Origin of the sequence: Dryocola boscaweniae (assembly GCF_025215095.1) — a bacterium.
GTDB lineage: Bacteria > Pseudomonadota > Gammaproteobacteria > Enterobacterales > Enterobacteriaceae > Dryocola > Dryocola boscaweniae.
This window is the reverse complement of the sequence record NZ_JALHAP010000080.1, coordinates 175,885-192,071: the sequence shown is the minus strand read 5'-3', so window position 1 is coordinate 192,071 and position 16,187 is coordinate 175,885. Positions and strand designations below refer to the sequence as shown.

At 53.7% G+C, this 16,187-nt stretch carries 12 protein-coding genes; 3 read left to right on the top strand and 9 right to left on the bottom strand.

Annotated features, from left to right (window positions below; genetic code table 11):
- Nucleotides 1-17 precede the first annotated feature (17 nt).
- The 5 genes from MUA00_RS14940 to ytfQ all read right to left on the bottom strand — a co-directional run bounded on the left by MUA00_RS14940 (nt 18) and on the right by ytfQ (nt 6,306).
- Nucleotides 18-1,571 (bottom strand): methyl-accepting chemotaxis protein, encoded by a 1,554-nt coding sequence (locus MUA00_RS14940; protein ID WP_271123816.1) that lies wholly within the window; start codon nt 1,569-1,571, stop codon nt 18-20.
- 97 nt (nt 1,572-1,668) lie between these two features.
- Nucleotides 1,669-2,670, bottom strand: coding sequence for a galactofuranose ABC transporter, permease protein YjfF (gene yjfF / locus MUA00_RS14935; RefSeq protein WP_271123815.1), 1,002 nt, complete (start codon nt 2,668-2,670; stop codon nt 1,669-1,671).
- Entirely contained in the window at nt 2,657-3,685 is a 1,029-nt protein-coding gene (gene ytfT / locus MUA00_RS14930; protein WP_271123814.1) for a galactofuranose ABC transporter, ATP-binding protein YtfT, read from the bottom strand. Before ytfT ends, yjfF begins: the two co-directional genes overlap by 14 nt.
- Nucleotides 3,686-3,698: 13 nt before the next feature.
- Nucleotides 3,699-5,198, bottom strand: a complete 1,500-nt coding sequence (ytfR, locus tag MUA00_RS14925; protein WP_271123813.1) for a galactofuranose ABC transporter, ATP-binding protein YtfR — start codon at nt 5,196-5,198, stop codon at nt 3,699-3,701.
- A 151-nt stretch (nt 5,199-5,349) separates the two neighbouring features.
- On the bottom strand, nt 5,350-6,306 hold the full coding sequence (gene ytfQ / locus MUA00_RS14920) for a galactofuranose ABC transporter, galactofuranose-binding protein YtfQ (protein WP_064515782.1): 957 nt from the start codon (nt 6,304-6,306) through the stop codon (nt 5,350-5,352).
- Between the two features lie 401 nt (nt 6,307-6,707).
- On the opposite strand from ytfQ, the gene ppa reads away from it, so the two are divergent.
- Nucleotides 6,708-7,238: an inorganic diphosphatase gene (ppa, locus tag MUA00_RS14915; RefSeq protein ID WP_271123812.1), complete on the top strand. Its 531-nt coding sequence runs from the start codon at nt 6,708-6,710 to the stop codon at nt 7,236-7,238.
- Between the two features lie 87 nt (nt 7,239-7,325).
- Here ppa and MUA00_RS14910 read toward each other — a convergent pair whose 3' ends face one another.
- The 3 genes from MUA00_RS14910 to tamA are packed head-to-tail and all read right to left on the bottom strand — an operon-like array spanning nt 7,326 to nt 13,180.
- Nucleotides 7,326-7,670: a gamma-glutamylcyclotransferase family protein gene (locus MUA00_RS14910; RefSeq protein WP_271123811.1), complete on the bottom strand. Its 345-nt coding sequence runs from the start codon at nt 7,668-7,670 to the stop codon at nt 7,326-7,328.
- Between the two features lie 3 nt (nt 7,671-7,673).
- A complete protein-coding gene (gene tamB, locus MUA00_RS14905) occupies nt 7,674-11,450 on the bottom strand; it encodes an autotransporter assembly complex protein TamB (RefSeq protein WP_271123810.1) in 3,777 nt (1,258 codons plus the stop codon).
- On the bottom strand, nt 11,447-13,180 hold the full coding sequence (gene tamA, locus MUA00_RS14900; RefSeq protein WP_271123809.1) for an autotransporter assembly complex protein TamA: 1,734 nt from the start codon (nt 13,178-13,180) through the stop codon (nt 11,447-11,449). Before tamA ends, tamB begins: the two co-directional genes overlap by 4 nt.
- A 226-nt stretch (nt 13,181-13,406) precedes the next feature.
- On the opposite strand from tamA, the gene msrA reads away from it, so the two are divergent.
- Together msrA and MUA00_RS14890 are read left to right on the top strand one after the other, a co-directional pair.
- A complete protein-coding gene (gene msrA, locus MUA00_RS14895; protein ID WP_271123808.1) occupies nt 13,407-14,045 on the top strand; it encodes a peptide-methionine (S)-S-oxide reductase MsrA in 639 nt (212 codons plus the stop codon).
- 271 nt (nt 14,046-14,316) lie between these two features.
- Entirely contained in the window at nt 14,317-15,654 is a 1,338-nt protein-coding gene (locus tag MUA00_RS14890) for a hemolysin family protein (RefSeq protein WP_271123807.1), read from the top strand.
- Nucleotides 15,655-15,726: 72 nt separating this feature from the next.
- Here MUA00_RS14890 and MUA00_RS14885 read toward each other — a convergent pair whose 3' ends face one another.
- On the bottom strand, nt 15,727-15,933 hold the full coding sequence (locus MUA00_RS14885; RefSeq protein ID WP_121266826.1) for a DUF1107 domain-containing protein: 207 nt from the start codon (nt 15,931-15,933) through the stop codon (nt 15,727-15,729).
- Between the last annotated feature and the right edge of the window lie 254 nt (nt 15,934-16,187).

The following is a 16,187-nucleotide window of genomic DNA, read 5'->3' as shown; positions in this document are numbered from 1 at the left end:
GCGACGTCATCCGCCGTTTAACATCTGAACGAAGCCATAGCCGCGACAAGCTGTTGCGACTGCTCTTCCAGCGAACGAGTCGCAGCCGTTGACTGCTGCACTAACGCCGCATTCTGCTGCGCCGCTTCATCCATCTGGCTTACCGCAATATTTACCTGCTCGATACCGTGGCTCTGTTCGTTAGAGGCGCTGGCAATCTGGCGCATCAGTTTGGTCATGCGCGTGACTTCTTCGGCAATCTCATCCATGGTTTCGCCCGCCTGCTGGGCCAGGTCGCGGCCTTCGCCAACGTGGTTTTGCGAATCGGAGATTAAGGTGCGGATTTCTTTTGCCGCGTCGGCGCTGCGGCTTGCAAGCGTTCGAACTTCCCCGGCGACTACGGCAAATCCTCGGCCCTGTTCGCCGGCACGCGCAGCTTCTACCGAGGCATTCAGCGCCAGGATATTGGTCTGGAAGGCGATGCCGTCGATAACGCTAAGAATGTCGGCTATACGATCGGAGCTGCTGGCGATATCACGCATTTTCTCGATGACGTAGCAGACCATTTCGCTGCCGCGATCGGCGGTATCGGAAACGTCTTTCGCAAGCTTGTGCGCCTGCTCGGCGTTATCGGCGTTTTGTTTCACCGTTGCGGTGATCTGCTCCATGCTGGCGGCAGTTTGCTCAAGGGATGTGGCGGTTGATTCAGTACGCTGGGAGAGATTCAGGTTACCGGCCGCCAGCTCCCGGCTGCCGGTATCAATCTGCGAACTGGCGTCACGAACGCGGCTCACCGACTCCATAAGGGAGTTACGCATCGCGGCAATAGCGCTCGCGAGACGACCAAACTCATTGTTACCCGCAGCCTGCAGCTCACGCGTTAAATCCCCTTCGGCGACATATTCAAGCTGCTCGATAGATTCATTAAGCGGCTTAAGCAGCAGATGGCGCAGCGCAAGCCACACCAGCACGATAATGCCCGCGGTCAGCAGGGCCGCAATAACGATAAGCGTGAGGACGATTTTCTTTTGCTTCTGGATGGAAGCCACTTCGTCGTTGCCACGCTTCTCGCCCCACTGACGGAAAATCTGCACGTCGGTATCAAACTTCTGCGAAAGCGGGATCAGGCCATTTTCCAGCAGATCGTAATAGCCATCCGGGCTTTGCTTGTTCAGCGCGGCCAGCATCGGCGTAATGCCTTTGGCGAGATAATCGGCGTAAGTCTGAGACAGGTTTTTGACGAGCTGACTGCCCTCTTCGTCGTCCACGCCGCTGTCGATAAAGGCTTTAATTTCCTGCTGAGCATGCGCGGCTTCGCCGGTAACGGTGTTGGTCGATTTCGCTGCATCTTCCAGCATGCCGATTTCCATCTGGCGCACCGCCTGCCCGGCTTCGTTGCGGGCGCGCAGTAAGGACACATAGCCGTCGGTCAGACGCACCATCTGTTCACCCTGCAGGCGGTTTATTTTTTCAAGCGAACTGGAGCTTTGTTGCAAGGCGAAAATACCAATACCGCTGACGACCAGCAGCAGGAACGTCATCACTGCCAGTAACGTTAGCAGACCCGTACGAATCGACAGATTTCTTAGCATGCTTCTCTTCCCGGTGACTTAAGTCATTAGATAACTAATGGAGATGTTATCGGCAGCCGCCGGGGAAAGTTTAGACGATTTTTGTTAATTCAATATGTTACGAGCGCGTTGCCGTAACGCTAATACGTTTAACAGGTGAGCTCTGGCGATTTTCCCACAGCACCGTCAGTCCGCGTTGTAACGCGATAAAAATAAACAATAAAATGCCGATGGCGATTTTTGTCCACCACGAGCTGAGCGTTCCGTCGAAATTGATATAGGTCTGTATTAACCCCTGAATCGCCACGCCAAACAAGGTGCCCAGAACGGTACCCACGCCGCCGCTCAGCAGCGTACCGCCGATAACCACGGAGGCGATGGCGTCCAGCTCAACGCCCATACCTGCCAGCGCGTAGCCTGCGGAGGTATAGAGCGAGAAGACGATGCCCGCGAGTGTCGCAAGCCCGGTAGAAAGCATATAGATGCGCACAGTTGTGCTGCGCGTTGAGATGCCCATCAGATTAGCAGAAGTTGCGCTGCCGCCGATGGCGTAAACCTGGTTGCCGAAACGAGTGCGGTGAGCGAGGAAAATGCCGATGACCACCACGGCCAGCATCAGCAGACCCATTGCGCTCAGCCTTCCACCGCCGGGAATTCGCCAGGCAAGGCTTGAAAGCGTTTCATAAATCGGATGGTCGATAGGAATCGACTCCTCCGAAACCAGATAGCTGACGCCGCGCAGGAAGAACATTCCGGCAAGCGTAATGATAAACGCCGGGATTTTTAGCGCGTCGATTAGCAGCCCCATAAATGCGCCAAAGGCGCAGCCCATCGCCAGCACCAGCGGGAAGGCGACGAGCGGCGAAAGTCCCCAGAAGCCAATCGCTTTAGCGAGGAACACGCCGGTAAAGGCGATCACCGACCCAACCGACAGATCGATGCCGCCGGAGAGGATCACAAAGGTCATACCGACGGCGATGATTCCAAGGAAAGCGTTATCGGTCAGGATGTTGCAGATAACTCTTGTGGAAGCAAAGCCGGGGAACTGCGTCAGGCAATAAAGATAGCCCAGCACAAATACCGCCAGGGTTATCATCAACGGGAGGTTACGTTTGATCATGACGGCGGAGTCCTTTGAGCAAAGCAATAAAACGCGGCGACTGAACGATCAGCACGCACATCACCACGACGGCTTTTACAACCTGGTTAAGTTCCGGCGGGAAGCCGGAAAGCAGAATACCTGTGTTCATCCCCTGAATAATCAGCGCGCCAACAACGGACAGCGCGATGTTAAAACGACCGCCCATCAGCGAACCGCCGCCGATAACCACCGCGAGAATGGCGTCCAGCTCCAGCCATAACCCAGCGTTGTTGGCATCGGCTCCGCGAATATCCGCCGTAACGATGATCCCGGCGATGGCGGCGCATACGCCGCTCAGCACATAGGTCAGCATCACCACGATACGCGTGTTCACACCGGCGTTTTTAGCGGCGCGAATGTTAATCCCTACGGATTCGATAAACAGGCCGAGCGCCGTTTTGCGGGTAAATAACCAGAAAACAATCAGCGTGGCGATGGCGATAATGACCGGCGTCGGGAAGAAGAACAGCGAGCCGCTGCCGAGAAACGACAGGCTGGGCGAGTTAAAGGTAACGATCTGGCCGGTAGTAATCAGTTGCGCCACGCCGCGTCCGGCGACCATCAGAATCAAAGTCGCTACGAAGGGCTGGATTTTTAGAATCGCGACCAGAATGCCGTTCCACAATCCTGCCAGAATGCCAACGCCGAGCGAGGCAAGCAGCACAACCGTCAGGCTGTGGCCTTCAACCGTGAGCGTGGCGGCAGTTGCTCCGGCGATGGCCATCACCGCGCCAACGGACAGGTCGATGCCGCCGGTTGCTATTACAAGCGTCATGCCGATTGCCAGCAGAGCCACCGGGGCCGCACGGTTCAGAATGTCGATTGGGCTGCCGAACAGGCGCCCATCCTGCACGACGATATTAAAGAAATGGTTGGCGACCATGCTGTCGACCAGCAACACCAGCACCAGCGCGATAAGCTGTGGGATGCCGGGCGGCCAGCGGAAGCTGCGCTTTGGCTTCGGCGCTTCAGTTTGCGGCAATGAACGAGACATCACGAGTTACTCCTTATGCCGCAATGGCATTCATAATGGCCGAAACGGACAGCTCTTCGAGCGGGATCTCCGCCACCTGCTGCCTGTCGCGCATGATCACCACACGATCCGCGTAGCCCACCAGCTCTTCGAGTTCAGAGGAGATAACCAGCAGCGCCAGGCCATCTGCGCAGAGCGTTTCTATCAGGCGGATAATTTCCGCGTGCGCGCCTACGTCGATACCTCGCGTTGGCTCATCGAGGATCAGGAACTGTGGTTTGGTCAGCAGCCAGCGCGAAAGCAAAACCTTTTGCTGGTTACCGCCGGAGAGAAATTCAATCGGCTGATCGGGGCCTGGCGTGCGAATGCCAAGCTGGCGGATAAACCGTTCGGCTATCTGATACTGCTCGCGCTTAGGAATAGGCCGCAGCCAGCCGCGCTGGGCCTGCAGCGCCAGGATAATGTTTTCACGCACCGACGCGGCGGCAATAATCCCGTCGGTTTTGCGATCTTCGGGACAAAAACCAATGCCCAGACTTGAGGCTTTATGCGGCGAGCGCAGCGTTTGCTGCTTGCCTTTGATCGTAGCGCAGCCCTGGTCGGCGGGTCTGATGCCAAAGATCACTTCCGCAGTTTCCGTTCGCCCGGAGCCCAGCAACCCTGCGAGCCCGACGATTTCGCCTGGCCGCACTTCGAGATCGAACGGATTGATAACGCCTTTCTTACCAAAATCTTTAAACGCCGCGACCGGTTTTTCACTCAGCAACGTACGCCCGGCGCGCTGTAGCGCGTTGGTTTCCAGCTCGCGGCCCAGCATCATTTTCACCAGATCGATCTGCGGCAGATCTTTTGTCTCGCGCGTGCCGACGAATGCGCCATTACGCAACACGGTGATCCTGTCGGTAACTTCATAAACCTGATCGAGAAAGTGAGTGACGAAGATTAGGCTGACGCCCTGGGAGCTGAGCTGGCGCATCAGGGTAAAAAGCATTTCGACTTCTTTGGTGTCGAGACTGGCGGTTGGTTCATCGAGGATCAGCACTTTGGCTGATAAATCGATGGCGCGGCAAATAGCAACGATTTGCTGCATCGCCACGGAGTAACGGTTGAGCGGTTCGGCTACATCCAGCGAGAAGCCGTAGGATTCCATAAGCGCGGCAGCGCGCTTTTCCATCTCTTTACGGCGCAGCAGACCAAAACGGCGGGGTTCGCGACCGATAAACAGATTGTCTGCCACCGACATATTGGGCAGCAAATTCACTTCCTGATAAACCGTACCGATGCCGAGCTGCTGGGCGTGGGCGGTATTTTTTGGCGAAATCAGTTCGCCTTCCAGATAAATATTGCCGCTGTCGCGCTGATAAACGCCGGTCAACGCTTTGATTAACGTTGATTTCCCGGCGCCGTTTTCGCCAAGCAGCGCCATGATTTCTCCGCGCCGTAAGCTAAAGTCCACTTTGTCGAGCGCTTTAACCCCCGGGAAATGTTTACTGAGGCCTTCCGTACGCAAAATTTCCTGATTGTTTATGCTCATCTTCCAACTCCCGCCAAAGTAAAACTGTAGGGTGGATAAGCAACAGCGCCATCCATCTGCCGCCATCCGTCCCGGGCAAGCCCGGGACGGCGGATGACGCTACGCTTATCCGCCCTACATACAACATCCCCCTGCGTGAAGGACAGGGTAATCAATAACCCATGGATTTCTTCTTCTCTAACTCTTCTTTAGCTGTATCCGGCAGGTAAAGGGTGGATTTGGTGATGGTGACTTTTTCCGGCATGGTGCCGTCTTTTTTGAATTTTTCTAAGGCGTCAAACGCAGGTCCCGCCATGTTTGGCGTCAATTCCACGCTGGCATTCGCTTCACCGTCGATCATCGCTTTGTAGATATCCGGTACGCCGTCAATTGAACCGGTCAGGATATCTTTGCCCGGTTTCAGGCCCGCTTCTTTGATTGCCTGAATGGCGCCGATCACCATGTCATCGTTATGGGCGTAAACCATGCAGATGTTTTTGCCGTTGTTCTCAGCTTTGATAAAGCTTTCCATAACTTCTTTACCTTTACTGCGGGTAAAGTCGCCGGACTGAGAACGGATGATTTTCACGTTGGATGCTTTAGAAATTGCGTCAGCAAAGCCTTTCTTACGATCGATAGCTACGCTTGCGCCCACGGTGCCCTGCAGCTCGACCACGTTACACTGCTTGCCGTTCAGCTCTTTTAACAGCCATTCGCCAATCAACTGGCCTTCCAGCACGTTGTTAGCGGTGACGACGGTCATGTACAATGATTTGTCTTTAACATCGATATTACGGTCAAGCAGGAATACCGGGATTTTGGCTTCTTTCGCTTCCTGCAGCACCGGCTCCCAACCCGTGGCGACGATTGGAGCAATAAAGATCGCGTCTACGCCCTGGGCAATAAACGAACGCACGGCTTTAATCTGGTTTTCCTGTTTTTGTTGTCCATCAGCGATTTTCAGCGTGATGCCACGTTTCTCGGCCTCACTCTTCGCAACTGAGGTTTCTGCCGCACGCCAGCCGGATTCAGAACCCACCTGCGAAAAGCCAACGGTTAATGGAGCAGCAATGGCCATAGACGACATTGCTGCGGAGACTGCAGAGACCAAAAGTAAGCGCTTCCACATAGGTGCATCCTCGTAGGGTTATTGTTGGTTAAAATCTGGCCTTCGCGGGAAACTATAGCCGACGTGAGATGTAACAGAATGAGTTACATCACAATTCGAAGAAGTAACGAAAATGTTAATCATCCTGTCAGGGCTGACACCATGTGAAGGCTATTGATGCGGCGATTACAACTGAGATGAAGGATTGCGATTTTTTTATGCCGGAAGGCGGGCTTTTCCTTAGCTTGTAACCGCTTACACTTATTTATAAAGGATGCGGCTGCCTTTATGGATAATCCCACCGCCGGAGTGCTCTGAAAAAGAACCTGGCGGTTAATGAGCAAGAAAAGAGTCCAGGACATTTAAAGCCAGTTGGCTATAATACCGGGCACTTGAATGACACCAGTTTAAAGGAAACAGACATGAGCTTACTCAACGTCCCTGCAGGCAAAGATCTGCCAGAAGACATCTACGTTGTTATCGAAATTCCAGCAAACGCCGACCCTATCAAATATGAAGTTGATAAAGACACCGGCGCGCTGTTCGTTGACCGTTTCATGTCTACCGCAATGTTCTATCCATGCAACTACGGCTACATCAACCACACCCTGTCTTTAGACGGTGACCCGGTTGACGTGCTGGTTCCAACGCCGTACCCGCTGCAGCCAGGCTCTGTGATTCGTTGCCGTCCGGTTGGCGTCCTGAAAATGACCGACGAAGCCGGTGAAGATGCCAAACTGGTTGCGGTTCCGCACACCAAACTGAGCAAAGAGTACGATCACATCAAAGATGTGAACGACCTGCCAGAACTGCTGAAAGCGCAGATCTCCCACTTCTTCGAGCAGTATAAAGCGCTCGAAAAAGGCAAATGGGTGAAAGTGGAAGGCTGGGACAACGCGCAAGCGGCTAAAGACGAAATCGTTGCTTCCTTTGAGCGCGCAGCGAAGAAGTAATTCTTCCGACCGCTTACCAATGTGAAAACACCGCCAAATGGCGGTGTTTTTTATGGGTAATTCCGTTATGCAGGAAAGACAATAATATCAATACTGGTCTTTATCCAACCAGTTACCGCTGTCGATGCGGGTTAATCCATCCACCGGACGCTGGTACACGTACATCCATGCACTGCCATAAGGTGTCTGAATGAGCTGGCGTTTATACTCGCCGCCCTTGGTGCGCAGGGCATCCAGTTCAGCGAGCGTGGAGGCATCAATACGGTAGACCTCACCAAGAATCGCGCCCTCACCCGAAACGGCGCCCGGATAGTGGCCAATGCTGTAAAGCACATAGTTTTCCTGTGTGTGATCGCCCAGCCACTGGGCGTTCGTCATCCAGTGGCTGTTGCCCTGCTTGCGTCGTAAACTGCCGTAAACAAAAATTCGCATAGCTCAAAACTCAAACTGATAGAGCACATCAAGTGCCTGATCTATGCCAGACACCGCTTCCAGATATAGCTTAGGCATCAGACGATAACGCAAAGTCAGTGTCGCCAACGAGTCAAAAATTCCCACGCCATATTTCACCTGGAGACCCGGCAGTACATAGCCACTGACCACCACCTGTGAGGAATCCCCCACCCCGGCAGTATCCAGCGCCAGATTGCTTACGCCAAACGTCTCGCCGATTTTACCCACAACCTGACCACTTTGTGCAACCCCCAGACCGACCAGCGCGGAGGTTAAGGCGTCAGCATCGTCGCCAGAACTGCCCAAACCTTGCCCGCGAAGCAGGTAGGACAAGGCTTCCTGCTGCGACATCGCAGGATCCGAAAATATCTCAGCTTTTGGCTCATCGGCCATTCCGGTAACGCGAACGCCGGCAGTAACGTTATCTTCGGTAGCATCCGGGTTACGAATCGCTTCGATATTGAGCAACGGCTGATCCGGTGGGCCCGAGAACAGCAGTTCGCCTTTACGGACGATTAAATCCTGGCCATAGGCGTGGAAGCGCCCTTCCGGGATATTAATCTGACCATTCAGGCCCAGACCTTGACGATCCTGCACCATTTTCAGGTCGCCGTTCAGACGAGCCTTAAGGCCAAACGCGTCCATGCGCACATTGTCGCCGACATGGATAATCAGGTTACTGTTGATCGGAATGCCTGCGGTTTGCGGCTCCTCCGGCTTGAGATTTTTATCCAGCATCACTTCATCGCCGGAGACGCCCACCGCGCTTTCCGGCACTTCGTGAACGACGATGCGCGCCCATGGAATATCGACGCGTCCACCCAGCGTGAAGAGGCTTGGTGTGGCAATAAACTCTACGTCCGGCGAGACATCCATACGCACCATTGGCGGCACCGTAATACGTACCTTGTTGCCTTTCGCCGCAACACGCGCTCGCCAGTTGTCGAGCTGCGTCCAGTCCGCATCGCCGTTCAGGGCAATATCTCCCTGTTTGGTGCGCACCGTGCCGACTAACGTCGAATTCATGCCGTTAAAGTTCATGGCTATCTGGCTTGGCTGCATATCAAACGGCATAAAGTTAGCGTCAATATCCACGCCGTTTAGCTGCAGTTGCCCGAAAATCTGCGGCCGTTCCAGATTACCGCCCAGACGCAGGTTGGCGTTGAGTTTACCGGCAGCCTTTTCACCGCGAGAGAAAATAGCGTTGGCGATAGCGAGATCGAAACCGCGCATATTGACGTTACCGGCAAGATTACGGCGGCCTTCTGGATCGGTAATTTGCACCTGTCCGTCAAACTGTCCGTTGTTCGCCACGCGAATCAGCCAGCCAAGCTGGGCACGATTATTTTTCAGCTCTGCGTTGAGGTTCAATGTGTCGAACGAGACCGACAGCGGATTATGATCGATGTCCTGCATCACCTTCACGCCGCGTCCATTTAGCGTTATTTGTCCCTGAGGCAAACCACCGGCTTCACTGTCCCAGCTTACGTCAGCACGCCCGCTGAACGTACCGCTCGCCCGGGTGGTTTCCGGCATAAAAGGTTTCAGCATGGCAAGGTCGAAGCGGTTGAGATTCACCACCGCACGGCCTTTGGCGCCGGCATCTATGGTCTGCGGGACACAAAGTTCAGCGTTCGGGTTGTTCCAGAAGTGCGGCCCAATGCTGATTTTCTGTTCTTTGTTTCGGTAATCCAGCGCAATGGCGCGATTAAGGCTCCACGGGCCAACCGGCGTTTCAAAGCGCGTATTCGTGAGGTTGCCGCGCCAGCGTTCTTCAGCACGATCGAAACCACCGCTGAGATTTAGCTGCCCGGAAACCGGCTCGCCCTGAATGCGTAGCTGGAGCTGATGCTGTTTCTCATTACCTTTCGCTTCAAGCGTGGCGAGGCTGATATTCACCCCCGGCTGGACGATACGTTCCACGCGCAAATTCAGGTTGCCGCCGATTTGGTCGGTAGATTTCACCTCTCCCTTCAACAGGACGCGAGCAATGGAAAGTTCCTGCCAGCGCAGGCCGTTTGCGGTGAAATCGGCAAGCAGTTGCGGCGCTTTAACATCGCCGCGGACTTTAAGCGTTCCTGTTGCGGTACCGCCAAGGCCGGGCAGCGCGTTGTCCAGATTCGGCGCGTTGATAGTGGCATCCAGCGCCAGCTCTTTCGGCCCCAGTTCCCCTTTCACATCGGCGCTGTTGCGGCCAAGCTCCAGATGCAGTCCCGGAATGTTCCACTGCATATAGCTGTTGCCTTTCAACTTCCCGGTAACGCTGATTTTATTTTGCTTCACGTTCCCGGCGAGTTTCAGCTCCGGCACGTCTACCTGCCAGGTGCCGCCGTAAAGACTGCCGCTGGTTTTCACGAAGCCGTCAAGCTTCGCAGGCCAGTCCGGGAACTGCTTCGCGGTATTGATGCCGTCGAGTTTCAGCTCGCCGCGCCAGCTAATCGCTTTGCTCCAGTCAATCACCGCTTTCAGGTCGGTGTTGCCCTGTAGCGCTGCAATCCTTAGCTTATCGAGATTCAACTGCTGCTCGTTGCCTTTGCCATCAAGCGTAATGGTGGCGGGTGGAATCTGCGCGCCTTTTACCGCGGTGTGGAACGAGAGCGCATAGTCCGTCATTTTACCGCTGAACTTCAGTTTCAGATTATCGGCCTGATACTCTTTTTCGCCGGTAAGCGGCCAGTAAAGCTGTTTGCTGACGATTTCAAGATTGAGCGGTAAACCCGCTTCGGCAAGCTGAGTTTGCGCGGTGAGCTCCATGTCCACCGGGCCTGAGAGATTCATGCCAACTTTCAACACGTCCCGCAGCTCCCCGCCGATCTTCATTTTCACCTTCTCGCCTTTAACGGGGTCGATATTCAGCGTGGTATTAAGGGTGAGATCGACCGGCCATTTGTCGCGCAGCACCGCGCTGCCCGTCGCGTTAACCAAACCTTGTGAAGAATCCACGTCCAGCGCGTCCAGCTTCACGTTCCCATCGATACTGCTGACTTTGAGAAGCAGGCTGCTGACCAACAGATCCGTGTCGCCCGTCAGGCGCAAGTTAGCGCCGCGAAACTCTTCAATATTCAGGTTTAAAGGCAGGTGGACTTCCGTCATTTCCGGCAGCACCGGCTTTTCAAACAGTTGCCTGAGCGTTTCGCCAAGCGGCAGCTCTTCCGGCTGCGGATTATTGATCTTCGGCTCGACCACTTCTTCCTGAGCGACTTTTGCGACCTTCGGCAGGGCAATCAGCAGGCCTTCGAGGTTGGTTGGCGTCAGCGTCAGGTTACGTTCCTGCCAGTTCAGGCCGGAGGTGAACTCCATTACCGACACGGTGGTGTCGTCGATTTTGATATTAACGTTGTTGAGCGCCACCCGGCTAAGCGTGATGGGATAGGGCGTGCTGAGATTCAGCGGGCCGCTGTCTTCTTCTTCAGCAGGCGCGGCAGGCGGCATTTTTTTGGTGTCTACCACCACATCGATATCTTTGAGCGAGAAATTGTTCACGCAGATGCTGCTGTCGCGCAGGCAGCCAGGCTTCACGGCGAGATTAATTTCGCCAGCATTCACATTCACGCCCGGCTGCTCATAGCGCAGCCCTTTTATAGTGAGATTGCGCCAGCCGCCCGTGACGCTGCCGATATCCAACCCAGGCACCCAGCGATTTGCCGCATTAAACAAAACGTGTAATCCGGTAGTAGTGCCTACCAGAAAGCCCACCGCGCCAATCAGCAGCAAGACAACAACCAGCACCGCGAGGCTTATTTTCTTCCAACGACTCATAGTTCAGGCCCCAGACCGATGTAAAACTGCAAACCGTGTTCTTCTTTGTCGGCTATCGGCACGGCTAAATCGAGCTTGATTGGCCCCACCGGCGACTGCCAGCGCACGCCTAAACCTGCGCCGGTTTTAAAGTTGCTCTGTTTGATATCGTTCACCGCTTCGCCCGAATCCACGAAAGCGGCGCCCCACCATTTGCCGCTGACGTTGTACTGATATTCCAGCGAGCCGGTAGCAAGTTTTGACGCGCCGGTCAGCTTGCCGTCGCTGTTTTCAGGGGAGATAGATTTGTATTTATAACCACGAATACTGCGGTCGCCCCCGGCGAAGAAGCGTAAATCCGGCGGAACTTTTTCGAAGTCGTTGGTTTCAATCCAGCCCAGGTTGCCGCGCACCACAAAGCGGTGTTTGTCCTGTAGCGTGCGGATCCAGACCTGCTGCGCCTGGAAAACGCCAAAGTCTACATCCGAGCCCCACATGGTGTCAGAAACGTCAATCGAATAACGCTGCGAATCGCCCCAGGTCGGCATCAGGCCGCCGCGTGAACGGGTGCGGTTCAGGCTCACGCCCGGATACAACAGCATCGTGGTGTTGGTGACGTCCGCCTGAGTAAAGTGGTCGAGGCTCCAGCGCAGGTTAATCGCGTGCTGCCAGCCGCTTGATAAGTCCCAGTAGCGCGAGACGGCAAGGGTGCTTGAGTCTGATTTGGTATCGTTAAGATCGGTACGTTTAAAGCCGCCCTGCATCAAATAATATTGTTCCAGCGGGTTTTTCAACAGCGGAACTTTATAGCTGAAATCAAGGATTTGCTCAGGCGCTGAAAGGCTGGTGCTGGTAGTAAAACTGTGGCCGTAAGAGTTGACCCAGGGCTTTTTCCAGGTTGCTTTTACACGCGGGCCAACGTCCGTGGAATAACCCACGCCGGTTTCGATGGTGTTTTCGGTACGCGGCGAGACAACGCCATGCAGCGGTAATATTTTAGTTTTGCGAGATTTATCGAATTCTGGGGCCACAACTACGGAATTAAACCAACCCGTTGCGGATAAACGGCGGTTCAGCTCGGCCAGATCGCGCGACTGATAATAATCGCCCTCTTTAAACGGCACGAGATTTTGCAGGTACTCTTCGCGAATTTGCGAGCCTTCGAAAGTGACTTCGCCAAAACGATAGCGTTGGCCGCTGTCGTAATCTATATCCCAGAACGCCTGACGACGCTCAAGCGATACGCCAAGCTGGTGTTTTTTGAACTCGCTGTCGAAATATCCTTTGCGCAGCGAAACGCTGGTCAGACTTTTTTTGAAACTTTCGTAATCGCCATGATTCAGTATTGTGCCGTTTTTTGGACGTTCACGAAGCAAACTGAGGAAATCCTGATCGTCACGCGCGCCGCCGCGCAGAATGACATCGGTGCCGCCAATTAATACCGGAGGACCGGCCTGGACCATCACTTTAAGCACCTGACGGCCTTTTGGCGGCGGCGGCAGCAGTTCATAACTGATGGTAGGTTCATAGTAGCCGAGCGCTTTTAGACCGCCGCGGATGGCATCATCCACGCGGGCCTGAAAACGCTGGTCCGGCGTTACTTCGTCACTTTGAATCGTTGAGAGCTGCGCACGGACATTTTTCTGCAGCTCCCCCGTTAATCCTTCGACTTGTAAACGCACGTTAGCAGCGCCAGCCCACGTGCTTGCCAGGCATAAACTCACCAGACATAAATTACGGATTCTTGGCACGTTTTCTCCTGAATATCCTTGTTCCCACCCCTGGAAGGAAACGTTTATACCGCTCCGCGGTTTAACAAAACCCCAACAATCAGGGTTGAAAACTGCTCAAAGACCCAAATAATTCTTATAAGTACTGTAGTCTCATAAAGCGTGGTTATTGTCTGCAATTACACGCCACGTTACAACCGTACAGCGGTTGTAACCTCTTTTGCCGATATCGGGAGATCAAACACTGATGAAATTATTCGAGAAGACCCATCCCGTTGCGCAGTCCGAAGCGTTACCTGGCCGTAACACCCCGATGCCGGTTGCGACTCTGCACGCCGTAAATGAACACTCGATGACTAATGTACCAGACGGCATGGAAATCGCTTATTTTGCGATGGGTTGTTTCTGGGGCGTTGAACGTTTGTTCTGGCAAGTGCCTGGCGTCTATAGCACCGCTGCTGGCTATGCAGGGGGATATACGCCAAATCCTACCTATCGAGAAGTCTGCACCGGCCAGACCGGCCATACGGAAGCGGTACGCGTGGTTTACGACCCGAAAGTCGTGAGCTACGAACAGCTTCTGCAAGTATTTTGGGAAAATCACGATCCGGCTCAGGGCATGCGCCAGGGCGGCGACGTCGGCACGCAATACCGCTCCGGTATTTACCCTCTTACCCCGGAACAAGACGCAGCGGCGCGCGCAAGCCTTCAGCGCTTCCAGGATGCCATGGCGCTGGCAGGCGATAATCGTCAGGTGACCACCGAAATAGCCAACGCCGGGCCGTTCTATTACGCAGAGGATGACCACCAGCAGTATCTGCATAAAAATCCGTACGGATATTGCGGCATTGGCGGAATTGGGGTTTGTTTACCGCCTGAGGGTTGAGTTGATTTTGTGGCGGATGGCTCAGGCTTATCCGCCCTGCTCGCTGGAAAAGAAAATTTTTCCTCAGACTTAACAAATACCGTTGCTGAATCAGTAAGTCGCTCAAAAACAGCCCAAAATTTACCCAGTAGCAGCCCCTCCCACCCTTAAGCTATACTACGCGTTGAAATTGCTGACATGCTTCACGAGAGCGGCCAGCATTTTTTATGTATGACCCCATGGATTTTCAACTTTCCCTTCCGAGGATCTGGTCTCAAAGGCCGGATAAACTATGTTAAACAGTATTTTAGTGATACTTCTTCTTATTTCTGTCAGTGCGTTCTTTTCTATTTCAGAGATCTCCCTGGCCGCTTCCCGCAAAATCAAACTCAAGCTGCTGGCTGATGAGGGCAACGTTAACGCGCAACGCGTGCTGAAGATGCAGGAAAGTCCCGGCATGTTCTTTACCGTGGTGCAGATTGGCCTGAATGCCGTAGCGATTCTGGGCGGTATTGTTGGTGACGCGGCGTTCTCACCGGCTTTCAAAATGATTCTGGAGCGCTTCTTCTCACCGGAAATGGCCGACCAGCTTAGTTTTATTATCTCCTTTACCCTTGTAACAAGTCTGTTCATCCTGTTTGCTGACCTCACCCCGAAACGCATCGGTATGATTTCGCCTGAATCTGTTGCTTTGCGAATCATCAACCCGATGCGCTTCTGCCTGTTTATCTTCCGTCCGCTGGTGTGGTTCTTCAACGGCCTGGCAAATGTCATTTTCCGCATTTTCAAACTGCCGATGGTCCGCAACGACGATATCACTTCCGATGACGTTTATGCCGTGTTTGAAGCCGGTGCGCTGGCAGGCGTACTGCGCAAACAGGAGCACGAGCTGATTGAAAATGTGTTTGAGCTGGAATCTCGTACCGTGCCGTCGTCCATGACCTCGCGCGAGAACATCATCTGGTTCGATCTGCACGAAGAAGAGCAAAGCCTGAAGAACAAAATCGCCGAACATCCGCATTCCAAATTCCTGGTCTGTAACGGGGATATCGACCATATCGTCGGCTATGTGGACTCCAAAGAGCTGCTGAACCGCGTGCTGGGCAATCAGAGCATGGCGCTGAACAGCGGCGTGCATCTGCGCAATACGCTGATTGTGCCGGATACGCTGACGCTCTCCGAAGCGCTTGAAAGCTTCAAAACGGCGGGTGAAGATTTTGCGGTAATCATGAACGAGTATGCGCTGGTGGTCGGCATCATCACGTTAAACGACGTTATGACCACGCTGATGGGCGACCTGGTGGGCCAGGGCATGGAAGAGCAAATCGTTGCCCGTGACGAGAACTCCTGGCTGGTTGAAGGCGGTACGCCAATTGACGATGTGATGCGCGTGCTGGATATCGACGAATTCCCGCAGTCGGGCAACTACGAAACCATCGGCGGCTTTATGATGTTTATGCTGCGCAAAATCCCGAAACGTACCGACTCGGTGAAGTTCTCCGGCTATAAGTTTGAAGTGGTGGATATCGATAATTATCGTATCGATCAGCTTCTGGTGACGCGTATCGACAATAAGCCGAACCCGCTAGCTCCGAAGCTGCCGGACGCTGAAGAACAAAACGCGGTATAAAATACGCTGTGCAAACCCCAGAAACATCAACGGCCCCATCGGGGCCGTTTTACTTCGTAACGCTTTGTGGCTTTAAGCCATCTCCGCCTGCATACGCAGAACCTGGCGGTTTACTTCAGACATAACGGATAAATGCTGCTTATCTTTCACTTTTGGGATAAGAATCTTGCCCTTATCAAATTCAAAAGCGCCAACGTCCTTGATGTACAACCGTCCACGGAACAGGATTTTTACGTACTTCGCCACCTGAAGCGGGTTGTAACGTTGGAAAATTTTCATTCTTTTTTCTCTCCTGCAGTGTTAACGCCCCTGCGGTTCCACATTTGGTCCGACAAAACGAGGCGAAAAATTTGGTGCCCGAAAACTATAGTCCATATACAAACCGACACCTAGTTTGCATAACCTTATTTACCGTTTGATGACAATTTCTCAGAGTATTCTTTGCAAATGTTAAGAAAATTTAGTTTAAGCGTTCAAAAAGCGAGGATATGTGCGTTCGCCCGCAAACTGGCATTCAAGTTGCGGGACAGATG

Coding starts and splice junctions, on each gene's coding strand:
- MUA00_RS14940 (WP_271123816.1), bottom strand. CDS start 1,571: ATGCTAAGAAATCTGTCGATTCGTACGGGTCTGCTAACGTTACTGGCA.
- yjfF (WP_271123815.1), bottom strand. CDS start 2,670: ATGATCAAACGTAACCTCCCGTTGATGATAACCCTGGCGGTATTTGTG.
- ytfT (WP_271123814.1), bottom strand. CDS start 3,685: ATGTCTCGTTCATTGCCGCAAACTGAAGCGCCGAAGCCAAAGCGCAGC.
- ytfR (WP_271123813.1), bottom strand. CDS start 5,198: ATGAGCATAAACAATCAGGAAATTTTGCGTACGGAAGGCCTCAGTAAA.
- ytfQ (WP_064515782.1), bottom strand. CDS start 6,306: ATGTGGAAGCGCTTACTTTTGGTCTCTGCAGTCTCCGCAGCAATGTCG.
- ppa (WP_271123812.1), top strand. CDS start 6,708: ATGAGCTTACTCAACGTCCCTGCAGGCAAAGATCTGCCAGAAGACATC.
- MUA00_RS14910 (WP_271123811.1), bottom strand. CDS start 7,670: ATGCGAATTTTTGTTTACGGCAGTTTACGACGCAAGCAGGGCAACAGC.
- tamB (WP_271123810.1), bottom strand. CDS start 11,450: ATGAGTCGTTGGAAGAAAATAAGCCTCGCGGTGCTGGTTGTTGTCTTG.
- msrA (WP_271123808.1), top strand. CDS start 13,407: ATGAAATTATTCGAGAAGACCCATCCCGTTGCGCAGTCCGAAGCGTTA.
- MUA00_RS14890 (WP_271123807.1), top strand. CDS start 14,317: ATGTTAAACAGTATTTTAGTGATACTTCTTCTTATTTCTGTCAGTGCG.
- MUA00_RS14885 (WP_121266826.1), bottom strand. CDS start 15,933: ATGAAAATTTTCCAACGTTACAACCCGCTTCAGGTGGCGAAGTACGTA.